General features: G+C 60.0%; 19 protein-coding genes and 2 tRNA genes. 12 read left to right on the top strand and 9 right to left on the bottom strand.

The genetic code is table 11. From position 1 onward, the window contains the following. Window positions 1–31: 31 nt before the first annotated feature. Together M2103_RS02070 and M2103_RS02065 are read right to left on the bottom strand one after the other, a co-directional pair. A complete protein-coding gene (locus M2103_RS02070) occupies window positions 32–1,090 on the bottom strand; it encodes an A/G-specific adenine glycosylase (protein WP_277508426.1) in 1,059 nt (352 codons plus the stop codon). Window positions 1,091–1,093: 3 nt separating this feature from the next. Beyond that, window positions 1,094–1,837, bottom strand: coding sequence for a hypothetical protein (locus tag M2103_RS02065; RefSeq protein ID WP_277508425.1), 744 nt, complete (start codon window positions 1,835–1,837; stop codon window positions 1,094–1,096). 168 nt (window positions 1,838–2,005) lie between these two features. On the opposite strand from M2103_RS02065, the gene proB reads away from it, so the two are divergent. After that, entirely contained in the window at window positions 2,006–3,109 is a 1,104-nt protein-coding gene (proB, locus tag M2103_RS02060; RefSeq protein ID WP_277508424.1) for a glutamate 5-kinase, read from the top strand. A gap of 74 nt (window positions 3,110–3,183) precedes the next feature. Here the strand turns inward: proB and M2103_RS02055 are convergent. Both M2103_RS02055 and M2103_RS02050 read right to left on the bottom strand, forming a co-directional pair. Beyond that, window positions 3,184–3,260: transfer RNA gene (locus tag M2103_RS02055), tRNA-His, on the bottom strand. 258 nt (window positions 3,261–3,518) lie between these two features. Further along, complete coding sequence (locus M2103_RS02050; RefSeq protein ID WP_013044013.1) at window positions 3,519–3,614, bottom strand: AURKAIP1/COX24 domain-containing protein; 96 nt, start codon at window positions 3,612–3,614, stop codon at window positions 3,519–3,521. A gap of 165 nt (window positions 3,615–3,779) precedes the next feature. Here M2103_RS02050 and M2103_RS02045 point away from each other — a divergent pair, with 165 nt between their 5' ends. The 10 genes from M2103_RS02045 (at window position 3,780) to M2103_RS02000 (ending at window position 14,881) form a co-directional block, all read left to right on the top strand. Next, the gene (locus tag M2103_RS02045; RefSeq protein WP_277508421.1) at window positions 3,780–5,471 is read left to right on the top strand and encodes a peptidyl-prolyl cis-trans isomerase; all 1,692 of its coding nucleotides are present in this window, start codon (window positions 3,780–3,782) and stop codon (window positions 5,469–5,471) included. A gap of 259 nt (window positions 5,472–5,730) precedes the next feature. Beyond that, window positions 5,731–7,236, top strand: coding sequence for a TolC family protein (locus M2103_RS02040; protein WP_277508420.1), 1,506 nt, complete (start codon window positions 5,731–5,733; stop codon window positions 7,234–7,236). 172 nt (window positions 7,237–7,408) lie between these two features. Continuing rightward, a complete protein-coding gene (gene xseB, locus M2103_RS02035; protein ID WP_236919106.1) occupies window positions 7,409–7,678 on the top strand; it encodes an exodeoxyribonuclease VII small subunit in 270 nt (89 codons plus the stop codon). Between the two features lie 3 nt (window positions 7,679–7,681). After that, on the top strand, window positions 7,682–9,655 hold the full coding sequence (gene dxs, locus M2103_RS02030; protein ID WP_277508418.1) for a 1-deoxy-D-xylulose-5-phosphate synthase: 1,974 nt from the start codon (window positions 7,682–7,684) through the stop codon (window positions 9,653–9,655). 12 nt (window positions 9,656–9,667) lie between these two features. Then, window positions 9,668–10,903: a hypothetical protein gene (locus M2103_RS02025; RefSeq protein ID WP_277508417.1), complete on the top strand. Its 1,236-nt coding sequence runs from the start codon at window positions 9,668–9,670 to the stop codon at window positions 10,901–10,903. Further along, a complete protein-coding gene (locus M2103_RS02020; protein WP_277508416.1) occupies window positions 10,900–11,706 on the top strand; it encodes a class I SAM-dependent methyltransferase in 807 nt (268 codons plus the stop codon). The genes M2103_RS02025 and M2103_RS02020 overlap by 4 nt, the downstream gene beginning before the upstream one ends. Window positions 11,707–11,797: 91 nt before the next feature. Continuing rightward, window positions 11,798–12,310, top strand: a complete 513-nt coding sequence (locus tag M2103_RS02015; RefSeq protein WP_108824040.1) for a tetratricopeptide repeat protein — start codon at window positions 11,798–11,800, stop codon at window positions 12,308–12,310. Continuing rightward, on the top strand, window positions 12,310–12,738 hold the full coding sequence (locus M2103_RS02010) for a thioesterase family protein (protein ID WP_277508415.1): 429 nt from the start codon (window positions 12,310–12,312) through the stop codon (window positions 12,736–12,738). The genes M2103_RS02015 and M2103_RS02010 overlap by 1 nt, the downstream gene beginning before the upstream one ends. 23 nt (window positions 12,739–12,761) lie before the next feature. Then, complete coding sequence (gene tenA, locus M2103_RS02005; RefSeq protein WP_277508413.1) at window positions 12,762–13,427, top strand: thiaminase II; 666 nt, start codon at window positions 12,762–12,764, stop codon at window positions 13,425–13,427. Between the two features lie 29 nt (window positions 13,428–13,456). Next, complete coding sequence (locus tag M2103_RS02000) at window positions 13,457–14,881, top strand: hypothetical protein (RefSeq protein WP_277508412.1); 1,425 nt, start codon at window positions 13,457–13,459, stop codon at window positions 14,879–14,881. A 72-nt stretch (window positions 14,882–14,953) separates the two neighbouring features. Here the strand turns inward: M2103_RS02000 and M2103_RS01995 are convergent. From M2103_RS01995 to M2103_RS01985, 3 genes are all read right to left on the bottom strand, one after another. Further along, window positions 14,954–15,039 (bottom strand) — tRNA-Tyr (locus M2103_RS01995). A gap of 75 nt (window positions 15,040–15,114) precedes the next feature. Next, window positions 15,115–15,708 (bottom strand): ribosome biogenesis GTP-binding protein YihA/YsxC, encoded by a 594-nt coding sequence (yihA, locus tag M2103_RS01990; RefSeq protein ID WP_277508411.1) that lies wholly within the window; start codon window positions 15,706–15,708, stop codon window positions 15,115–15,117. Window positions 15,709–15,790: 82 nt separating this feature from the next. Next, window positions 15,791–16,840 (bottom strand): TonB family protein, encoded by a 1,050-nt coding sequence (locus M2103_RS01985; protein ID WP_277508410.1) that lies wholly within the window; start codon window positions 16,838–16,840, stop codon window positions 15,791–15,793. A gap of 168 nt (window positions 16,841–17,008) precedes the next feature. Here M2103_RS01985 and M2103_RS01980 point away from each other — a divergent pair, with 168 nt between their 5' ends. Beyond that, on the top strand, window positions 17,009–19,036 hold the full coding sequence (locus M2103_RS01980) for a M13 family metallopeptidase (protein WP_277508409.1): 2,028 nt from the start codon (window positions 17,009–17,011) through the stop codon (window positions 19,034–19,036). A gap of 395 nt (window positions 19,037–19,431) precedes the next feature. Here M2103_RS01980 and rpsA read toward each other — a convergent pair whose 3' ends face one another. Both rpsA and M2103_RS01970 read right to left on the bottom strand, forming a co-directional pair. After that, complete coding sequence (gene rpsA, locus M2103_RS01975; protein ID WP_277508407.1) at window positions 19,432–21,105, bottom strand: 30S ribosomal protein S1; 1,674 nt, start codon at window positions 21,103–21,105, stop codon at window positions 19,432–19,434. A 306-nt stretch (window positions 21,106–21,411) separates the two neighbouring features. Continuing rightward, on the bottom strand, window positions 21,412–22,029 hold the full coding sequence (locus tag M2103_RS01970; RefSeq protein ID WP_108824032.1) for an HNH endonuclease: 618 nt from the start codon (window positions 22,027–22,029) through the stop codon (window positions 21,412–21,414). Window positions 22,030–22,125: the final 96 nt, after the last annotated feature.

Raw genomic sequence — 22,125 nt, 5'->3', positions numbered from 1 at the left:
CCGCGTGTGCGTGGGCGCGCCTTGCGCGGAATCAGGCAAAATGTTTTTGCACGATTCGCCGGTGGGGGCCGGAAAGGGTTATCTTGGCGAGATCGCCCAGGGCGATCCATTGGAGCGTGCCCGCGGAGGTTTTTATGCGCGCGTCGATGCGGCGGCGCAATGGCGCGTCGGGTGTCAGTGCGAAAAACTTTTCCGTGATGCGATAGCGCGTGATGCTGCGTTTTTGCCCGGCAACCAGTTTTGCGTTTTTCGTGGTTAGGTCTTTTTCGCCCAATTCGATGTCCGCCGGCGAGGGCAGCTCGAATATCCCGGCCAGCCTGCGCGCGGAAGGCGAGGCGCGGTGAAGCAGCACGGCGTCGCGTTTTGTGTTCAAAAACCAAATGCGGCAGACGCGTTGCTCCTCCGTTTTTTTTGCGGCGAGCCTTGGGAATTGTTCGGGTGAAAGCGTGCGCGTCGCGGCGCAGTTGGAGCGGACGGGGCAGATCGCGCACGATGGATTTTGTCTCGTGCAAATGGTCGCGCCGAGCTCCATCATGGCCTGGTTGTGATCGCCGGGGGAGGCTTTGTTTACAAGCGTGTTGGCGATTGGCGTGAAATATTTTGCGGCGCTGGATGAATCGCGAAACACAGTGCCGTCCGCCGTCAGCCGCGCGAGGATGCGCACGACGTTTCCGTCCACGCACGCGATCGGTTCGCCGAACGAGATGCTTGTGATCGCCGCGGCCGTGTAGGGGCCGACGCCGGGCAGTTCGATCCACGCGGCGGGCGCGCGCGGCGGCTCGGGCATGGCGGTGATGGCGCGCGCGAGTTTGTGGAGGTTGCGGGCGCGCGAGTAATAACCGAGGCCCTCCCAGAGTTTGAGCACGCGCGTTTCGGGCGCGTCGGCGAGCGCGTCGAAACCGGGCAGCTCGCGAATCCAGCGTTCAAAATAGGGCAGGGCGGTTTTTACCTGCGTTTGCTGGAGCATGAACTCGGAGACAACGGTTTTGTAGAGCGACGGTTTGGCGCGCCAGAGAAGCGCGCGAGCACTGGCGCGATACCACGCGAGCAGATCGCGCCGGAAAGTCCTTTGGTCGAGGGGCGCGTTCACGTTTTAGTGCGCGTGCGCATGGGCGCTTTCGATGACGATGAACAGCGCGCCGAGTGTGCAAAACAGGATGCCGAGCAGGCCCGCCTCCCAGCGTTCGACGCGCTTTAGGTTGACTCGCTCCAGGCCCACCAGCGTGAGAAATGTGAACAGGAGCATGCCGGCCAGCGCGCCCGCGGCGAGAATCACGCTCAGTGTGAAGAACCCGCGCCAGCCGAACTGCACCCCGGAAAGATACACGGGCAAAAACGCCTCGCAGGGTGACAGCGTGAGCATCACGAACAGGCCCGAGATCACGGTCCAGTCGCTTTTGCGCTTGGTGGCGAGCGCGCTTTGCGTCAGCTCCTCCTCCCAGTGGCTCGGGTCATGCTCGCCCTCGTGGCCGCAGTGCTCGCTGGGCGTGTGGTTGGATTCGGGCACATGATGATGGCAGACGCCCTTGCCGCGAAATTGCCGCCAGAGATAAAAACACCCCACGAGGATCAACGCGCCGCCGATGATCCACGTGAAGGCGTGTCCGAGATGTTCATCGAGTTCGAAGCCGAGCCACGCGATCGCGAGCCCGAGCAGGCTTGTCACCAGCACGTGCCCCAGTCCGGCGAAGAGCGCGACGAGGAGTGTTTTGCCCCGCGACCAGCCGCGCACTCGCGACACGAGCACGAACGGCAGCCAGTGCGTGGGGATGGCCGCGTGAAAAAACGCGACGGTGAATCCCGTGGCGGCGATGGTGGTGAGGACGGTTGAGTGCATGTGGGAGCGCGGTAAAACTGGCACATTAACAAAGTCGTCAAGCGGCCTGACGAACAAAATCGCCGCGCCGCGCCGCATTTTTGCCGCGATGGTGTTCACTTGGGACTGGCGGGGCGGCAAAATAATCGCGTAAGGTCGTGCCCCAATCATTCGCAGTTTCCATTTCGCATGAAACCCATCGTCCAGCCCAAGCGCATTGTCATCAAACTCGGCACCGGTGTGCTCACGACCGGAATCGGGAAACTGGACGCCGCGCGCATCGCCGCGCTTTGCTCCGAGATCGCCGCGTTTCGCGCAAGCGGTGTCGAGGTGATCGTCGTGTCGTCCGCGGCGGGCGGCCTGGGCATGGGCCGGCTCGGCTTGGAAAAAAGGCCGAGGGATATTTCCAAAAAGCAGGCGTGCGCCGCCATCGGGCAGTCGCTGCTCATGCAATACTGGCAGGACGGCTTCGATCCTCACGGGCTGACCGCCGCGCAGGTGTTGCTCACTCACGAGGATATGCGCGGGCGCGAGCGTTACCTCGGCGTGAAAAAATGCCTGGAGACGTTGATCGACTACGGCACGATTCCCGTGATCAACGAAAACGACGCCGTGAGCGCCGCCGAGATCAAGTTCGGCGACAACGACACGCTTTCGGCCATGGTCGCGAGCCTGGTTGGCGCGCAATATTTGTTCATCCTTTCAACCGCGCCGGGACTGGTCGACATGAAGGGCACGGGAAAAATCGTGCCTGTGGTGAACAAGATCACAGCCGAGATCGAGGAGATGGCGGGCGGCACGACAAGCATCACGGCGACCGGCGGCATGATCAGCAAAATCGCCGCCGCGAAACTCGCCATGAAATCCGGCTGCGGTGTGTTTATCGCCAGCGGCGCGGAGCCGGAAATCATGCACAGGCTGCTCGCGGGCACGGGACCGGGCACGTTTTTTGTGCCGAGCGGAATTCCCATGGAATCGAAAAAACGCTGGCTCGCTTATTTTCAGCGCCCCGTGTGCGCGATCAGCGTGAAGGACGACGCGGTGCCGGCGCTGCGGGAGCGCGGGCGGAGTTTGCTCGCCGTGGGTGTGACGGGTGCGACGGGCGTTTTTGCGGCGGGTGAAATCGTGAATGTCACCACGTCGGCGGGTGTCGTGATCGCGCGGGGAAAAATTTCATATGGCAGCGAGGACATCGCAAAAATCGCGGGCAAGCACGGCGATGAAATGCGCGCGTTGTATCCGGCGCGCAAACATCTCGAGGTCATGCATCGCGACGAGATGGTGGTTTTGTGAGCCTCAAGCGTCACGGAGGCGCGCAAGGAGCGCTTTTATGCGCTTGGGTAAAACATCTTGCGACACTCGCAAAATGGGGCGACCAACGGGACTCGAACCCGCGACCCCAAGATTCACAATCTTGTGCTCTAACCAACTGAGCTATGATCGCCGTAAGAAAAGGGCGGCGAATCTCACGACCTCTCGCAAAACTGTCAATCTCTAGTTCTGAAAAACGCATTTGCCGGGTGGATGCCGGAATTTTATGACGTGCGCGGTGACACATGCGCGCCGCGCACCCTCCGCATTTTGCGCTAAAAAACCCGCTCCTTGCGAGAGCGGGTGAAATGGTTTTGCGGGCGTGATGTCGTTTTTGCGTGCAACGACGGCGGCAAAAGGCGCGTTGCGAATTGCTCGCAACCGCTCGCCCTTACCACGTGCGCTTTTTGTGACGATTTGATTTCAAACGCTTGCGGCGTTTGTGCTTCGACATTTTCAGACGACGTTTCTTCTTCAGATTGCCCATGGTGTTTTATGTGGTGGAAAAGTTGGAAAAGGGCGAAACGTGCATGGCTTTCCAGCCACTGTAAAGCGTTTTAATTCTCCGTGGCGGTTTTTTCTTTTTCCAAATCTCCCACGTTGACACACCCGTCTCCCGGTCTAGCGTTTTCCCTTTTTCTACCTACATCCCATGATTACTTGGATTCAGAAAACCTTCCAACAACACTTCCGCATCATCTTCTTCGTGCTGCTGGCGGGTGTCATAATCTCCTTTGTTTTTATCACAAACACGGCCGGCGGTTTCGGACGCAGCGAATACAAGGCCCCCAAGCGTCCGTTTTTTGACCTCGATCTGAGCAACGAGCAGGATTACTCGCGCATCATGCGCGACGGCTCCCTGAGCGCCACGCTTCTCTACGCCAGGCGCGGCATCGACGTCACTCAATATTCGTTTGAGCGTTACGCGATGCTTCACACCGCCAACCAGCTCAATGTGCCCCAGGCGACGGACGCCGAGCTCAAGGCATACATTCAAAGCATCCCCATCTTCATGGCGCAGCGGAGCGAGGGCGACGCCCCTCGGTTCGACGCCGACACCTACAACATTATCCGCAAGGATCCCCGTCGCCTTGGCGTGAGCGCCACGCCCGCCGACTTCGCTCGCGTCCTCGCCGAGGATGCCCGCATCGCCGCAGCCTCCAGGCTCATCGCCGGCCCGGGTTACGTTCTCCCCTCCGAGGTGCGGCAAGTGCTCAAGCAGTTCGACAGCACGTGGACGCTCCAGACCGCGACCATTGCGCGCGATAGTTTCAAGGCAAACATCGCGCCCTCCGATCTCGAGCTCACCACTTACTTCGAGGCCAATCGCGCCCGCTACACCATTTCCCCGCGCGTTCGCGTTAGCTACGCGGAAATCGCCGCCACGCACTTCATGGCCGGAATCTCGCCGACCGAGGCCGAGGTTCGCGCTCATTATGATGCGAATCCCGCCCGCTTCCCCAAGCCCGCGGCCGCCCCGGAGAGCATGGCGATTCCCGCCGAATCGACGCCCGACAACGACTACGCGCAGGTGAAACCGCAGGTCGAGCTTTCGCTCCGCCAGCAACTCGCCATCGACGCCGCCTACAAGGCCGCCAGCAACCTCGCCGACAAACTTTACGCCGACAAGATCACCTCCGACTCGCCCGACTTCGCCCGCATCCTCATCCAGAACAACGCCACGATCAACAGCGTGCCCGATTTTTCCGAGGAGGAACCTCCCGCCCGCTTCGGCAACAGCCGCTACGCGATTGCGCGCGAGGCGTTCAGCCTGGGTGCCGAGAACCGCGTTTCCCACGCCATCAACACCAACAACGGCGCGGTGATCCTTTTCTGGCAGGCCACGGTCCCCGCGCGCGAGCCCGGGTTCGAGGAAGTGCGCGTCAAGGTTTCCGAGGATTACACCGCGCAGGAAAATCAAAGACTCTTCGTCGCCCTTGGCCAGAAACTCAAGGGCCGGATTCAGGACGCGATCGCCGCGGGCTCCACCTTTGAGGATGCCGCCACAAAGGCCGCGACCGCCGAGGGCGTGACCGTGAGCACCAAGTCCATTCCCGCCTTCACGCTCCGCACCGCGACCTACGAGACCATTGATGGCAACATTATCGCCGCGCTCGAGCACCTCAAGCAGGGCGAGGTTTCCGACATGTCCATCGTTTCCAGGGACGGGCGCTTCGTTTATGCGCAAAGCTGCGAGCTTCCCGATCTCACGGAGGGCAATCCCAACTACGCGCTCTTTGCCAGCCAGATCGCAAGCCGCAAGGCGATGGAATACGCCAGCCAGTATCGCCGCAACCTCGCCAATGCCGAGCGCGCAAAAACCGACCCGACGACGAACCGTTAACGCGCGGGGCATGTTTCGATAAAACAAAAGCAGAAAAGCCCGCAGCTTTTCTGCTTTTGTGCAAAAAAACGCATCGCATATCCCAAAAAAACGCAACCACCGCCCGCGAGATGCGTCAGGCGCGAGTCGTCCTAGAGCACCAGAGAAATTTCGCCACCAAGCGCAACCCGCCCAACCAACCTGTAACTTTTTGATCAACGCGCGTGTTCATAAAGCACCCGCACCACGCATTCCCCCGGTTTTCAAAACAGAAACATCCATGCTTAAACGATTCGCCCTCGCGCCCGTCGCCGCCCTCCTCCTCGCCGCATTCGCCAACGCCCAGCCAACACCTCCGGCGTCAGAAACCCGGCCCGCTGAAAACACCCCGCCCCTGCTCACCATCGAGCAATGCGTCGCCATGGCGCTCGACAAAAATTTCGACCTTCGCATCCAACGCATCGACACTGAATCGGCGGTGAACACCCTCGAAATCGCCAGGGCTGAATACGATCCCAGCTTTTCCGCAAACGCCAACCGCTCCTATAGCCGCTCCGATCTTTACGGCACGGGAAACGCATCCGGCACACATGAAACCGACGCCAGCGTCTCCGTCTCGCAAAAAATAATCACCGGTGCCACGCTCCAGCTTGGTTACGCCGCCAGCCGCAGGGATTATTCCGGCCCCTCATCCTCCACTCCTGTTTTTGATCCCGCCTGGGGCAGCGGCCTCACGCTCAGGGTCACGCAACCCCTTCTCAAAAACTTCGGTTCCACCGTCAACAAGGCCGCCATCGAACGCGCGCGACTCAGCATCGACCGCTCCAACTACGACCTCAAAAGCACCGTCCTCTCCACCATCCGCTCCGTTGAGGACGCCTACTACAATCTCGACTTCGTCCGCGCGCGCCTTGAAGTTCGCAAGTTCTCGCTCGAGGTCGCGCAAAAGCTCCTCGAGGAAAACAAAATGCGCCGGCAGGTCGGCACCGCCACCAACCTCGACGTGCTTCAGGCCGAGGTCGGCGTGGCCACCGCGCAACGCGATATCATTGTTGCGCAAAAAGCCGTCAATGACGCCGAGGACGCGCTCCTCTCGCTCATCAACCCCTTCCAATTCGAGGCCGCCATCGGCCCGCTTGCCGTGAGCAAAATCGACGACGTTTCGGTTTCCTTCGCCCGCTCCTACAAGCTCGCCCGCGACAACTCGCCGTCGCTCGCTTCGACCCGCCTTGCGATCAAGCAATCCGAAATCGACCTCGCCGTCGCCAAAAGGAACCGTCTCCCCCAACTCGATCTCGTGGGCGCGGCCGGCTACGACGCCACGCGCGGCACCTTCGGGCGCGCCTTCAACCAAACACTCAGCCAGGACGACCACGATTGGAGCGTCGGCGCCACGCTCACTTATCCGTGGGGCCGGCGTCGCGAGCGCGCCAACCTCGCCAACGCCAAGGCCTCTCTCGATTCCCTGCAAGTTGGCTACGAGCAGCTCGACCAAAACGTCCTCGTGCAAGTGCGCACCGCAGTCCGCAGCGTGCAAACAAGCGACGAGGGCGTGCGAATCACCACGCTCGCCACAAAGCTCAGCGAGCAGCAATACGAACTTGAAAAGGCCCGTTACGACCAGGGCTTGAGCACCTTCCGTCGCGTGCAGGAAGCCAAGGAGGATTACGACACCGCCCGCCTTGCCGAGATTGACGCCCGCGTGAACCTCCGGCTTGCGCTCGCGGAGCTCGCCCGTCTCGAAACCACATCGCTGAACCGTTACAACGTGCAGCTTGGCGAATAAGCCGGCGGCGGGACGGTCTCCGGCAATCGCCGGAAAAACTTTTGACTCAAATGGCGGGGGCTTCGCCATGCCGTCATGGTTGCGGGCGCTTGCTCGTTTTTTTTGAACTGCACGCTCATTTTACTCCCTTGAAAACGGGCGCGCCACACTTCATTAATTGCGTCCTTTCAACGTGGACGCAAAAAAACAGACATCAGCCAGGGCGCGACAAACCCCGCTTTCCTTCGAGCAGGCGCTCGAACAACTCGAGTCAATTATTGAGTCGATGGAATCCGGGGACACCCCGCTGGCCGAGTTGCTCGTTAAATTTGAGGAAGGCGGCAAATTGCTCAAAATCTGCGAGGCGCGCCTCAAGGACGCAGAGATGAAAATCGAGCTGCTCAAGAAACAGAAAAACGGCGATGCGGAACTCGCCGATTTTCCCGTTGCCGACCGCGAATAACGGATGAGTCCGCCCACCAACCCTTCCGCATTTTCCCAGCCGGACCGTCCCGTGGCCGACGGCGAAGCGCGCGTGCTCGACGCGATCAACTCGCCCGCGGACCTCAAGAAACTGCCGCCGGATGAGCTGCCGCGCCTGGCGCAGGAAATCCGCGACGAGATTATCGCCGTCACCTCGCGCAACGGCGGGCACGTGGGGCCGAACCTCGGTGTTGTCGAGCTCACCATCGCGCTGCATCGCGTTTTCGACACTCCAAAGGACCAAATTGTTTTCGACGTCTCGCACCAGGCCTACGTGCACAAGCTGCTCACGGGGCGGCGCGGCGAGTTTTTCAAAAAACTCCGGCATACCGGCGGAGTGTCGGGCTTCTGCAATCGCGCCGAGTCTCCGCACGATAGCTTCGGCGCGGGCCACGCCGGCACCGCGCTCAGCGCCGCGCTTGGCATGGCCGCCGCGCGCGACCTTAACGGCACCGACGAGCACATCGTCGCGGTTTGCGGCGACGGGGCGTTCACCTGCGGCGTCACCATGGAGGCGCTCAACAACATCATCACATCCACGAAGCGCCTCATCGTCATCCTCAACGACAACGAGTGGTCGATCGCGCGCAACGTCGGCGCCATCTCGCGCTACCTCACGCGCCTGAGCACCAGCCCCACTTACAACAAAATCCACAACGATCTCGAAAAATTCTTCACCTCGCTGCCGCGCGGGCAGGAAATGCACCGCACCTGGATGAAGTGGAAGCGCGAAACGAAGGATTTTTTTGTCGAGTCATCCCTTTTCGAAAAATACGGCCTCCGCTACATCGGCCCCGTCAACGGCCACGATATTGACGAGCTTGCCGCCCGGCTCGAGTTCGCGAAGCAGTCCGACTCGCCAATCCTCGTCCACGTCCTCACAAAAAAAGGGCTCGGCCTGCCCGCCGCGATCAACTCGCCCGAAAAATTCCACGGCGCGAGCCCCTACGATCCGGCGACCGGCGAGACGGTAAAGACGGACGCGCCGCCCGCGTGGCAGGAGGTGTTTGGACGCACGCTCACAAAGTTTGCCAAGGCCGATCCGCGCATTGTCGGCATCACGGCGGCGATGCCTTCCGGCACCGGGCTCAACCACCTCGCGGCCGAGCTGCCCCGCCAGTTTTTTGATGTCGGCATCGCCGAGGAACACGCCGTTGTTTTTGCGGCGGGGCTTGCCACGAAAAACATCCGCCCCGTTGTCGCGATTTACTCGACGTTTCTCCAGCGCAGCCTCGACCCGATTTTGCACGACGTTTGCCTGCAAAACCTGCCCGTCACTTTCTGCATGGACCGCGCCGGGCTTTCGCCGAACGACGGGGCCACGCACCACGGACTCTTCGACATCGCATATCTGCGCCTCGTGCCAAACGCCGTCATCATGCAACCGAAGGACGAGGACGAGTTGGTTGACATGATGCACACGGCGCTCACGGCAAACGCCCCCATGTTCATCCGCTACCCGCGCGGCGCGGCGCAAGGTGTTCCGGTCAAGGCGGAGCCTTCCGCGCTTCCCGTCGGAAAAGCCGAGGTGTTGCGCGAAGGCGCGCACGCGATGATCTGGGCGCTTGGCACGATGGTGCGCGACGCGCTCGCGCTTTCCGACCGCCTCGCGCTTGAAAACAATCTCAGCGTCGGCGTGGTCAACGCCCGCTTCGCCAAGCCGCTCGACAGCGAACTCCTGCTCGCGCACGCCGCGAAAGCGCCGCTGCTCGTGACGATGGAGGACCATGTGCTCACCGGCGGATTCGGCAGCGCGGTGCTTGAAACGTTGCAACATGCCGGCGTCACGACGCCTGTCGAGTGCATTGGCTGGCCGGATGCGTTTGTCGGGCACGGCACCGATGCCGCCACGCTGCGCGCCGCGCACGGCCTTTCGCCGGATGCGATTTATGCGCGGGTATTCGATGCCATTGGTGCTCGCTCACCTCATTCGGTTTCCCTATCAAACGTATCCTAATAATAAAACCCCATGATCAAACCCTCAATACATGCGTCACTCTGCGTGACGATGCTGTTACTCTCACCCATCTGCGCCTTCGCCGCGAAAGCTTCATTGGCGACATATAAAGAAAAAGCGCCGCACGTATATCTGGCATACGATGAACCGGATGTTTTGCCACAATCACAAGTGACGACCCTCATGATCGAGCTCGGACTGGATGTGCGGATTGACGATCGGCCGCTTGGTTTCAATCCACCGGCCATATTCGACAAAAAAACGACATGGGCATTTGTCGATCTCAAACCTGGCGTCCATGTAATATCAGCCAAACCTTGGGGGGCGCCCGATGAATACCGGCCAGAACCAGGTTTGGTTAAGGATGTCATAGGCCTTTTTGATAGCAAAGAAACTAGGGCGGCCAAGAGGGCTCCCGTGCCAAATGTTTTCAAGCGAACCATAGTGGGAATGCCCGGTCAAATCCACGCTCTTACTTATTTTTCCCATACATCCAGATCCTATAAAAAAACGAGCATCTCATATCTGGTGCGCATTGACGAAAACAAGGACGCCGAATTGGCCGGCATAATCGACACATACCGCCAACAATACAGAAACCAGTTTGCCACCATGACACCAATGTCCCTGTCGCATAACGAAGCCGACTGGGGCAAAAAGCGTGTCTCGATCCCGATCACCAATAGCGCGTTACAGGCGGACTTGGTTATCAAATGCGTGGAGAATGTGCTCGCTCATCGTGCTTGGAAGAAAGAGCACGCAGGCGAGGGGGTGTTCATCGCAAGTAAATTAGTGAAGCCGTTGCACCGCGGAGGATTTTATGCGAAATACGCGAATTCAACATTGAATATTTATGGCGATGAACTGGATGAGGACTGGATAAAGGAAATAAAAAAGAAACTTACCAGTGAGCTGAAGCATGTAAACCCTGACGATCTTATCCGCTTCAGCTTGGATTGTCCTCAGGACCGATGGGGAGAGAAACTCGCCGACGCCCCATTGCCTGCCGGAACATCGCTGGAAAAAGCCAAAGCGGCTGTTCTCCGCGGATTTGACGCATATCAATGGAAAACCGAGAACATGAATGATTCGCTCATTATTGGAAGCTATCAGCGCGGCAACACCAAGCACGCGTTATATGTTAAATATGATTCCAATCTCATCGAAATATACGGAGACAAAAAAATTGAAAAATGGGGGAAAAACGTAAGGAAAGGCGCGGTGAATTTCATCAACGCACATCGATGAAATCCTCGAAATTGGACAATTCGGTATTCGCCACCAAAATCACCTCCGCCACGGTTCGGAACGATTTCAACGATCCTAACACCGTCATCCACTATGCGCGCGCGGCGCATTTTCTCGGGCTTTGGAAATCCGAGAGCATTCTCATCCAGCGTTTTTTCACCAATCCCGACGCGCCGCTCATCGAGGCGGGTTGCGGCGCGGGCCGCGTGACGATGGGGCTGCACGATCTCGGCTACCGCAACATCACCGCGTTCGATTTTGCGGAGGAACTTGTCGACCAGGCGCGCAGCCTTGTCGATGAGCGCGCGCCCGGCGCGAACATCCGCGTGCATCTCGCCGACGCCACGCGATTGCGCAAAGCCGGCGGCTTTGGAGGCGAGCCGCGGTTCGAGGGCGCGCTTTTTATGTTCAACGGCCTGATGCAAATCCCCGGACGCAAAAACCGCATCGCCGCGCTCCTTGAGCTGCGCGCCGTTTGCAAGCCCGGCGCGCCGTTGCTCTTCACCACGCACGATCGCGAGTGCGGCGGCGCGGGCGAGCACATCCTCTGGCGCATGGAGGCGGATCGCTGGGCCGAGGGGCGGCAGGACCCGTGCCTTGTCGAGTTTGGCGACCGTTATTTTGAGGACGAAACGGGGCGCACCTTCATGCACCTGCCCACGCGCGCCGAGATTCTCGCCGACCTCGCGGTGACGGGCTGGCGGCACACGTTCGATTCGTTGCGCAGCAAAGTGAGCGCCGAGTCGCGCGCCGTGCGCGAGTTCTCCGACGAATGCCGCTTCTGGAGCGCGGTTGCCGCGTAATCATGCGCAAGCGGAGCCATCGAGGGCGCGAGTTTTTTTGAAGAATCATTTGCCAGCCGCGCCGCTCTTCGTTTCACGTTACCCCCAGTTTATGCAAAAAATCACAAGCACCCTCACCGCGTTGCTCGTTCTTGTTCTGATCGCCGGTTGCGGCGGCGGCAAAAAGGAAGTTTCCAAACTTCACCAGGACCAGGCGGCAAAGCACGCCAGCGATGCCAACATGGAAAACTTTCTGCGCAACTACACGGCCGCGGAAAAATCGCTCACGCAGGCGACCACGCTCAATCCCACGATCGATGACTACTGGATAGAGCTCGGCAAGGTGCGCGTCCGCCTCGGCGACAAATCCGGCGCGATCAAGGCCTACAAGGGCGCGCTCGCCGCGTGCGACGCGCAGTTGAAGGAAGTCGCGGAAAATCCCGTTTTCATCGAACGCAAACTGCGCGCGCTTGTGATGCTCGGCCGCGATGACGATGCGCGCAAGGTTCTCGCCAAGGCCGTCAAAAATTATCCTCAAAACACGCACCTCAAAACACTCGACCAGGTCAAGGCGGTGGATCTGTTCAAAAACGACGCCCGGCTCAAGGACTTCATCGTAAAGTAATGCCGTTCGTCCATCAGCGCACGATCCATTTTGCGGACACCGATGCCGCGGGCGTGGTGTATTTCGCAAACTATCTCTCGTTTTGCCACGAGGCCTACGAGGAGTCGCTTGCGGCGGCGGGCATCGAGCTGAGCTCGTTTTTTTCCGACAACGGCATCGTCATTCCCATCTCAAAAAGCAGCGCCGACTATTTGCGTCCGCTTGCTTGCGGGGATAAAATTTCGATCGCGGTCAAACCGGCGGCGCTTTCGGACGACGCCTATCGCATTGACTATGAAATCACCCGGCTCGCCGTCGAGGGCGCGCCCGCCAAGCGCGCGGCGATTGTGAGGACGGAGCATGTTTGCATCCGCTCGGATGATCGCGCGCGCGTCGCGCTTCCCCCAGCGCTGGCTGCGTGGGTTGCCCGGCACGGAGCGGCAGCGTGAGGAGCGCATCTATTTTTGCAACGATGTCCACATTCACTGATTCCCTCTGGCAGGCGGCTTTGCCGGTTTATGAGAAAATTCTGGCGCATCCATTTTTGCGCGGGCTAACCGACGGCACATTGCCGGCGGAGGCGTTCAGGCATTACGTGCTTCAGGACGCGCACTATCTGCGCGATTACGGGCGCGGCCTCGCGCTCATCGGCGCAAGGGCTGCCAGCGACGACGAGTTCATGATGTTCGCGCAACATGGCACCAACGCCATCGTCGTGGAGCGCGCGTTACACGAGGGCTTTTTTTCGGCGTGGAAACTTGATCGCGAGGCGGTTGCCGCCGCGCCCGTCGCGCCCGCGTGCCATCACTACACATCGTATCTTTTGCGTGTGGCGCAGGAGCGTCCGTATCACGAGGCGCTCGGGGCGTTTCTGCCGTGCTACTGGGTTTACTGGGAAGTGGGCAAGGCGCTCACCGCCGCGGGTTCGCCCAACGCGCTTTATCAAAAATGGATCGACACGTATGGCGGCGATGAATTCGGCGCGACGGTTCGCCAGGTGCTCGATGTGGTCAACCGCGTGGGCGAGCGCCTCACGGACGAGCAGCGCGCCGGCGTGGCGCGGCATTTTGTGACCGGCACGCGGCTCGAATGGATGTTCTGGGACGGCGCCTGGAAAATGGAAACGTGGCCGGAGTGACCTCGCATCTGTCACAGTTTTTTCTTTGGTTGTTAAAGCGCGCGATCACGGCCTGCGTGATTGCGGCGCTCGGGCTGGCGGGGTGGGCATGGTGGTTGTATGCGCACGACGACGGCGATTTTTCGCAACGCCGCGCCCGCGAGCTGGCTTTGTTTTCCGCGGAGCGCGCAAGAATCGCGACATTGTGCGAGGAAACCGACGCGCGCATCGAGGCGTTGCGCGCCGAGCTGGACGCGCAGCAGCAAAAGGTCGTCGAGGCCGAGCGCGCGATCGAGCTGCACAAATCACTCGAGAGCGAATGGAAGCGCTGGACGGGTTCCCGCGAGGAGCAGGAGCTGAACGATCGCAAGCGGGTTGAGCAGGAAAAAATCAAAACGGGGGCGTCCGAGCGCATCGTCGCATTGCGGCAGGAGCTGGTGGACGCGGCGCAGGCGCAGCAGCGCGCCGAGATTGCGCTGGCGCGTGTCGGGCGGCTCATCACGGCAACGGAGGCGGAAACCTCCGAACTCAAATTTTACGCGCTCTTGGTTTGGGAGGGAAAGCACGGGCGCCGGTTCGCGTTTTGGTTTTTCGGTGTTTGGATGGCGTGGCCGTTTGCCGGCAGGTTTGCGCTGTATTATCTTGCCCCGCCGTTTGTGATTCGCCGGAAACCGCTGCGCCTGTCGAAACGCGCGGATGTGGCGCTGGCGATTGACGAGGAGGGCAGGGCGGTGACGGTCGAGTTGATGCCGGGCGAGTTGTTGTGCGTGCGACCCGGGCTGGTGGAGTCGGCCGATGAGGAACTGGCGCGGCGCAATCGTTTTTGGCTGAAAGCGCGATTCCCCCTCATGAACATTGCGTGCCGCCTGACGCGTCTGGCGGAGTTGCGCAACGAAGCCGCGGACAAAACGCGGCGCGTGACTTTGCGTGGCGCGGGCAAGTGGAAGGGCGAGGGCGCGGATTTGCGCGGACGGCGCGCCGAGCTGGCCGTCGTGCGGGTGCCGAAGGGCGGCTCGCTGGTGCTGCGTCCGCGTTATCTTGCGGGTGTCGTGCGCGCGGCGGATGCGCCGCTGGTGATTCGCAGCCACTGGCGTTTTTTCAGTGTGCACGCGTGGGTGACGGGTCAGTTTCGATTTTTTGAATTTGCGGGGCCGTGCCGCTTGATTGTGGCGGGGCAGCGCGGCGTGCAGGCGGAGTTTCCCGAACCGCGCGAGGACGGGCGACGTCCCGTGCAGCGCGCCGAGGCGTGGGCGACGATGGGGTTTTCGGCGGCGGTGCGTTACCGTCCCACTCGGGTAAAATCACTTTGGCGTTACTGCCGCGGACTGAGCCCGCTTTACGACGATTTGTTTGTCGGCGAGGGAATGTTTCTTGTGCAAAAAACCGCGATGGGGCAGGGGCGTTATGACAAGGGCCGGCTGCGCCAATTCGGCGCCGGAGTCTGGCGGCGGTTGCAGAAGATTTTCGGAATGTAGCGGAGTGGGGGCGCGACTGCGGCGCGTAATTTTGCCCAAACAAAAAGCCTCCGATTTCTCGGAGGCGGAAAGTGGTGGTAGGACCTGGATTCGAACCAGGGAAGGCGTAAGCCAGCAGATTTACAGTCTGCCCTCGTTGGCCACTTGAGTATCCTACCAGAAACAGGGAGGCGGAAAATCTTCTGTCACGGGACGAAGTTCAAGGTTTTTTTTCACAAACCGGCCAATATGTCTCATGCGGCCATCGTTTGCTCAATAAAACGCAGGATTTCGCCGCGTCCGGCCTTGGTTTGGGACGAACTGAGAAATGTCGGCGGCAGTTCGGCGCGCCATGCGGAGAGCGCCTGGTTGAAACGGTCGATGTTGGCGCGGGTGGCGGTGGGCGATTGTTTGTCGGTCTTGGTGAAAATGAGCGCGTGGGGCATGTCGCGCTCGCCGAGCCATTGTATGAAATCGATGTCGATGCGCTGGGGCTCGATGCGCGAGTCGATGAGCACGAAAACGCAGCGCAGTGTTTCGCGTCCCTCGATATAGCCGGCGACGGCCTCGTTGAAATCGGCGCGTTTTTCCTGCGCGACCTTGGCGTAGCCGTAACCGGGCAGATCAACGAGCAGCCATCGGTTGTTGATGGTGAAGAAATTCAGGAGGCGCGTCTTGCCGGGCGTGGCGGAAACCTTGGCGAGGTTGCGCCGCTCGGTGAGCATATTGATGAGCGAGGACTTGCCGACGTTGGATCGCCCGATCATGGCGAACTCGGGCCAGTCGGCGCGCGGACAGTTGCGAAGCGTCGTCGCACTGGTGAGGAATTCGGCGGATTTGATTTTCATGATGCCAGCGAGAAAGCGCGAGTTTGCGCGCCGCGTCGAGCGGAGAAGCGCGGTCTTATTCGGTTTGCGTTTGCCCCCGGGCTTATTTGGCGCGCGTTTTTTTGACCTTGGGGACAAAATTGATTGGCACGCGTGCGCGCGTGATGACTGGTTTTCCTTCCGAGCGGGGCGGTTCAAAACGCCAGTTCGCGATGGTTTGCACGGCGATGTATCCAAAGGATGGATGCGTGTTGGAGACGATGCGCGGGAGGCGAACCATGCCCTTGCTGTCGATATAAAACTCCACCACGGCCTCGCCCGAGGTCAGGTTCTCACGCAACGCCGCCAGAGGAAACGGTGCCTGCCGCGAGGCAATCATCTTGGGCATGGCGTCGAGTTTGCCGGCGGGGATGATTTTTTCGGGCGATTTTTTCTCAATGCGAAGCATGTCGCGGTCTTCGCCGGTTATGAACTTGGAGCCTTTGTTAAATTCAAGCGACACGGTTATGATCGCATGGGTCGGCTGGCCTTGCAGGGTGGCGGGCTCGAACTCGAAATACTCGCACGCCGCAAGCGCCGCGAGGCCGAACTCCGGCGCGCTTTGCTTGATGATCTCCATTTTCCTGACTTTCCCGCGCGCGTCGACCAACACCGCAACGCTGGCCTTGCCCTTGGTGTTGTTTTTCAACTGTTCGTAGGGATAAACCGGATAGATTACGCTGCGCGGCTTCGGCGCGACATCGTAGCGGTAGCCTTCCGGCATTTTGGAGATGTCTTTTTTGGAGGGGCCGGGTGTGGTGTAGGAGTAGGCGTTCCTTCCTTCTTCGCCATCCAAATGGAAAACCAGTGGTATTTGCATGCGCGTCTTGACCGCCTTGCCGTCTTTTATCCCTGGTTTGAATTTCCATTTCAAAACGGCGTCGATTGCCGCCTGCTCAAAGCCGGAGTGGTTTGAGCGTATGATTACTGGATCAACGACATCGCCGGATTCATCCACAAAAAACCGAATGGTCACTTCGCCGGTCATGCCGCTTTCTTTCATGCTCCACGGATAAATCGGTTGCGTTTGTTTGATGACTTCCGGACGGCGATCCTTGGCGAAAACGGCGGGTGCGAAAAAAACCGCGCCCATCATTGCGACGGTCAAAATCATGGCAATGCGAAGGCGCGGTGATTTGAGGGAAAATAATTTGGGGTGCTTCATAAAAGAATTGGGAGCCCGGCAGTGTCTGGACTATGTCACGCGTGTGCAATTCCAGAATGCTTGCGCAATCCGCGCGCCGGGCGTATTCATCCGGCATCAACGAAAAATCGCATCCCTATGAGAAACCACATCATTCGCGCATTACCTCTTCTGGCCGCATCGCTCATTTTCACTCTCGCCCTGCGCGCCGAGCTCGACCTCGGCGCCATCGATTCCTCGGTTCGCCCGCAGGACGATTTTTTTGAATACGCCAATGGTTCCTGGCTGAAAACGGTCGAGATTCCCGGCGACCAGCTTGGCTGGGGAAGCTTCTACGAGCTTATCAACCGCACGCAGAAAAACCTGCACGAGATTTGTGAGAATGCCGCCGCAGCCGCTTCCGCGAAGGCCGGCTCGCCCGCGCGCATGGTCGGGGATTTTTATGCGAGCGGCATGAATGAAGGCGCGATTAATGCCGCGGGCGTCAAACCCATCCAGCCGCAACTCGACTTGATCGCGGGCATCAAATCACGCGCCGATGTGATCAAGGTCATCGCCGCGCTCAAGCAGATCGGCGTGCGCAACAGTTTTGGTTTCTACGTCGACGCTGACGAGAAGGACAGCGAGTCCTACCTCGCGCAAGTCACGCAGGGCGGGCTCGGCCTGCCCGACCGCGATTATTATTTTACCGACAGCGAGAAGATGAAAAAATTGCGCGCCGAATACGTCGAGCACATCGCAAAGATGCTTGTGTTCGCGGGAGACCCGCCCGAGACCGCGCGCGTGGCGGCGCAGGCCGTGATGAATCTCGAAACCAAGCTCGCCGCCGCCTCGCGCACGCGCGTGCAGCTTCGCGATCCCGAGGCCAATTACAACAAAACCGCCGTCGCCGACCTCGCCAAAATCACCGGCGATTTCGACTGGGCCGCGTTTTTCAAGGCGATTGGCGCGCGCAATGTTCGCAGCGTCAACGTCGGCCAGCCCGACTTCATGCGGTCGTTTGCCGCGCAGCTCAACGAAACCCCGCTCGCCGACTGGCGCGCCTACCTGCGCTGGAATCTTGTCCGCGGCGCGGCACCCTGCCTGGGCGACGATTTCGTCAATGAAAACTTCGCCTTTTACGGCCGGGCGCTCAATGGACAAAAGGAAATCAAAGTGCGCTGGAAGCGTGTCACGGAAAGCATCGACGACGGCATTGGCGACGCGCTCGGGCAGCTTTATGTGGCGAAATATTTCCCGCCCGCATCAAAGGCCCGCGTGCTCAAGCTCGTCGAGGACCTTCGCTCCGCGTTTCGCGCGCGCATCGAAACGCTTGAGTGGATGGACGCGCCAACCCGCGCGCGCGCACTCGAAAAGCTCAACTCATTTAGCGTGAAAATGGGTTATCCCGACAAGTGGCGCGATTATTCCACGCTCACGATCAGCCGCGACGCATCGTATGTGGAAAATGTTTTTGCGGCCAATGCCTACGAAATGCGCCGCAACCTCGCGAAGATCGGCCAGCCCGTCGATCGCACGGAGTGGTTCATGACCGCGTCCACGATCAACGCCTACTACAACCCGGTTGAGAACTGCATTGTTTTCCCCGCCGGCATTTTACAGCCGCCATTTTTCGACGCCAACGCCGACGACGCCGTCAACTACGGCGGCATCGGTTCCGTGATCGGACACGAAATGACGCACGGTTTCGACGACCAGGGCCGCCAATACGACGCCCGGGGCAACCTGAAGGATTGGTGGACGCCCCAAAGCACCGAGGCTTTCAACAAGCGCGCCGCGGTCATAATTGACCAGTTCAACAACTACACCGTGCTCGACGGCGCGCTCCATGTGAACGGCACGCTCACGCAGGGCGAAAACATCGCCGACCTCGGCGGCGTGAAAATTGCCTACGCCGCGCTCCAACGCGCGCTTGCCGGGCAATCTCGCGCAAAAATCGGCGGCTACACGCCCGAGCAGCGCTTCTTCCTCAGCTACGCGAGCATCTGGCGCGAAGTGCGCCGCCCCGAGTATCGTCGCAACCTCATCGTCATCGACCCGCATTCACCCGCCGAGTGGCGCGTGCGCGGACCGCTCTCAAACCTTGAGGAATTTTGGAAGGCTTTCGACGTGAAGGAAGGCGACAAAATGCGGCGCGGCGGCAGCGACATCGTGACGATCTGGTAAGGCCCAACGATCCGGCGCCGAACAGGGCTGTGCGAAACACGATTCGGCAGGGCGAAGCCTCCCGGCTGATCCGTGCGCACCATGATTTCGGCTCCGCCTGATGCTTCGCCCTGCCGCGGTGCCGTTGCCATTTGCGGATGGGATTTATTCTTTGGTGCCGTCAACGCTTGGGCGGTTTCGCCGTTCCGGGCGTTAGCGACATTCTGCCAACCGCCGTGTTGTTTTCCTCTCGTGATTTTCGGTGCGTCCGGCAAGCACGCCCCCTCCTCCTCAGGTCTAAATCTCACTCGCAAATGGCATTGCAAGCTGGCGCTTGCGCGCAAAAAAGCGCCCGGCGATTTGGGCCGGGCGCTTGATGTTGTTGAGTGTTTTTTGCTGATGAATGAAGCGTCCGCTTACTCGGCGGATTTTTCCTTGTCGCCGGAGGCGGCGTCGAGGATGTCACCGAGGTTCATCATGTCGCCGCTGCTGTCGCGGGTGAGCGCCTCGAGCGTCGCGGTTTCGGACGCGAGCTGCTCCGCGGAGTAGTTGGCGGCCTTGATCGAGAGACCGAGACGGCGCTCGGCGGTGTCGATCTTGATGACGCGGGCGGTGACTTCCTGGCCGGGCTTGAGCACGTCCTTGACCTTCTCGATGCGGTCCTCGCTGATTTGCGAGATGTGCACGAGGCCGTCGATGCCGTCCTTGAGCTCCACGAAGGCGCCGAAGCTGGTGATCTTCGTGACAACGCCGGTGACAACGTCGCCGATTTTGAAGTGGGCGTCGATGTCGGCCCAGGGATCGGTGGAGAGTTGCTTCATGCCGAGGCTGATGCGCTGCTGCGAGGGATCGACGTCGAGGACGATGGCGTCCACTTCGTCGCCCTTCTTGAGCATTTCGGACGGGTGGTTGACCTTGCGGGTCCAGCTCATGTCGGAGACGTGAACCATGCCGTCGATGCCTTCCTCGAGCTCGATGAACGCGCCGTAGGTGGTCATGTTGCGAACCTTGCCGTGGACGCGTGCGCCGATCGGGTAGTTGTGGCGGACCATTTCCCACGGGTTGGCTTCGAGCTGGCGGAGGCCGAGGGATATCTTTTGCTCGTCCTTCTGGATGCCGAGGACAACCGCGTCGAGTTCCTGTCCGACTTTGAGCAGTTCGGAGGGTTTCGTGATGCGCTTGGTCCAGGACATTTCGGTGATGTGCACGAGGCCTTCGACGCCGGGTTCGATTTCGATGAACGCGCCGTAGGGGACGAGGTTGACAACCTTGCCGTGCACCTTGGCGCCGACGGGGAACTTTTGCTCGATGTCGTCCCAAGGATTCTTGGTGGTTTGCTTGAGGCCGAGCGAAACGCGCTCTTTGTCGCGGTTCACTTCGATGATCATGACCTGGATTTCCTCGCCTTGCTTGAGCATTTCGGAGGGGTGCGTGATGCGGCCCCAGCTCATGTCGGTGATGTGGAGGAGGCCGTCCATGCCGTCGAGGTCGATGAACGCGCCGAAGTCGGTGATGTTCTTGACGACACCCTTGCGGACCTGGCCGGGCTCGATGGATTCGAGGAGGGCGCGGCGTTTGCTGGTGCGCTGTTCCTCGATGAGCTCGCGGCGGGAGAGAACGATGTTTTTGCGGTCGAGGTTGATTTTGAGAACCTTGAAATCGTAGGTCTGGCCGACGTATTGGTCGAGGTTCTTGGGGGGCTGCACGTCGATGTGCGAGGCGGGCAGGAAGGAGTCAACGCCGATGGAGACGATGAGGCCGCCCTTGACCTTGGCGCGGACGCGGCCGGAGGCGATGGAGCCCTCGGGGAAGCGTGTGAGGATGTTGTCCCAGTTTTTCTTTTGCTCGGCCTTGTCGTAGGAGAGCGTGGGCATTCCGTTTTTGTCCTCCAGTTTCTCAACGTAAACGTCGATCTGGGAGCCGATCTGGAGTTCGCCGATGTCGATGAATTCGCTGGCGGGAATGAGGCCTTCGGATTTGCCGCCGATATCGACGACAACTTCGTTTTGGCGAATTTCGGTGATGGTGCCGGGGACGATCTGGCCTTCCTTGAGCTTGTCGAAGCTGGATTCGGCGAGCAGATCTTTCATTATTTGACTCATGTGTGTCTTTCAGTGCGTCCGTGGGACGCGTCGCGCGGAACCTTCGCCTCGCTTCGGGACGCCGGCCCTTCGCGGGAGGCTTCGTGTGAAGCCGTTTGGTTGAAGGTTAACGGTTACTGAGGCCGGCGGAAGCGATGCGGCGCGCCGGCTTGACATGAGTGAGTGCCGCAAGAGGTCAAAAAGATGGGGAAAGATTGGGGCGGGGCAAGCGGGAATTTTTTAGGAATTTTCGGCCTGTGATGCCGAATTGGGAGTCGCAAGCAACGCCCCTGTGAAAAACGGCAACGCGCCGGCTCACTCCTCCAATTCCACGTTCCAGTATGCGAGGTCGAGGTAGTCCTTCCACATTTCGCGGTCGTGGCGGCTCAGCATGAGGCTGATCACGGGGCGCCATTTGGGTTTTTGCGGTTTGCGGATGAGGCGCATTCCAGCCTCGTGGGGGAGGCGGTTGGCTTTTCTCGTGTTGCAGCGGATGCAGGAGCAGACGATGTTTTCCCATGTGGTGCGTCCGTTGTAGTGGCGCGGAATCACGTGGTCGAGGTTGAGTTCCTCCCGCGGAAAAATCTTTGCGCAATACTGGCACTGGTTCTTGTCGCGCTCGAAGACGTTGTTGCGCGTGAGCTTGAGTTCCTTGCAGGGGAGCTTGTCGAAAAAGGTGAGCAGGATGACGCGGGGCAGGCGGATGCGGCGGGTGGGGGTGTGGACGATTTCGTTGTCGGTCAGGGGCGGGTTGTGGTGCGAGAAGTCGATCCAGTCCATCATCGAGAAGGTATGGAAGTCCTCTTCGTGATGATGGACGACTTGGGCGTGTCCCCGCGCAAGCAACGCAAAGGCGCGTTTGGCGCCGATCACATTAATCGCCTGCCAAAGGCGATTTAAGACCAGCACTGGTTGTTCGAGGACAGCCTCCATACGGGAAACGTGAACTAAGCAAGTGAGCGCGCGCTGTCAAGAGGGCTGGTTGGGGCGAAGGCGGGTCGTGCAAACAAAGGGGCGGCTAAGCGCCGC

Origin of the sequence: Ereboglobus sp. PH5-5 (assembly GCF_029504805.1) — a bacterium.
In the GTDB taxonomy this organism is placed as follows: Bacteria; Verrucomicrobiota; Verrucomicrobiia; order Opitutales; family Opitutaceae; genus Ereboglobus.
The sequence above is the reverse complement of the archived record's forward strand: the minus strand, read 5'-3'. Positions and strand labels throughout refer to the sequence as shown.

Coding starts and splice junctions, on each gene's coding strand:
- M2103_RS01985 (WP_277508410.1), bottom strand. CDS start 16,840: ATGATTTTGACCGTCGCAATGATGGGCGCGGTTTTTTTCGCACCCGCC.
- M2103_RS01980 (WP_277508409.1), top strand. CDS start 17,009: ATGAGAAACCACATCATTCGCGCATTACCTCTTCTGGCCGCATCGCTC.
- M2103_RS02015 (WP_108824040.1), top strand. CDS start 11,798: ATGCAAAAAATCACAAGCACCCTCACCGCGTTGCTCGTTCTTGTTCTG.
- dxs (WP_277508418.1), top strand. CDS start 7,682: ATGAGTCCGCCCACCAACCCTTCCGCATTTTCCCAGCCGGACCGTCCC.
- M2103_RS02050 (WP_013044013.1), bottom strand. CDS start 3,614: ATGGGCAATCTGAAGAAGAAACGTCGTCTGAAAATGTCGAAGCACAAA.
- M2103_RS02040 (WP_277508420.1), top strand. CDS start 5,731: ATGCTTAAACGATTCGCCCTCGCGCCCGTCGCCGCCCTCCTCCTCGCC.
- yihA (WP_277508411.1), bottom strand. CDS start 15,708: ATGAAAATCAAATCCGCCGAATTCCTCACCAGTGCGACGACGCTTCGC.
- tenA (WP_277508413.1), top strand. CDS start 12,762: ATGTCCACATTCACTGATTCCCTCTGGCAGGCGGCTTTGCCGGTTTAT.
- M2103_RS02025 (WP_277508417.1), top strand. CDS start 9,668: ATGATCAAACCCTCAATACATGCGTCACTCTGCGTGACGATGCTGTTA.
- proB (WP_277508424.1), top strand. CDS start 2,006: ATGAAACCCATCGTCCAGCCCAAGCGCATTGTCATCAAACTCGGCACC.
- M2103_RS02065 (WP_277508425.1), bottom strand. CDS start 1,837: ATGCACTCAACCGTCCTCACCACCATCGCCGCCACGGGATTCACCGTC.
- M2103_RS02010 (WP_277508415.1), top strand. CDS start 12,310: ATGCCGTTCGTCCATCAGCGCACGATCCATTTTGCGGACACCGATGCC.
- rpsA (WP_277508407.1), bottom strand. CDS start 21,105: ATGAAAGATCTGCTCGCCGAATCCAGCTTCGACAAGCTCAAGGAAGGC.
- M2103_RS01970 (WP_108824032.1), bottom strand. CDS start 22,029: ATGGAGGCTGTCCTCGAACAACCAGTGCTGGTCTTAAATCGCCTTTGG.
- M2103_RS02045 (WP_277508421.1), top strand. CDS start 3,780: ATGATTACTTGGATTCAGAAAACCTTCCAACAACACTTCCGCATCATC.
- M2103_RS02020 (WP_277508416.1), top strand. CDS start 10,900: ATGAAATCCTCGAAATTGGACAATTCGGTATTCGCCACCAAAATCACC.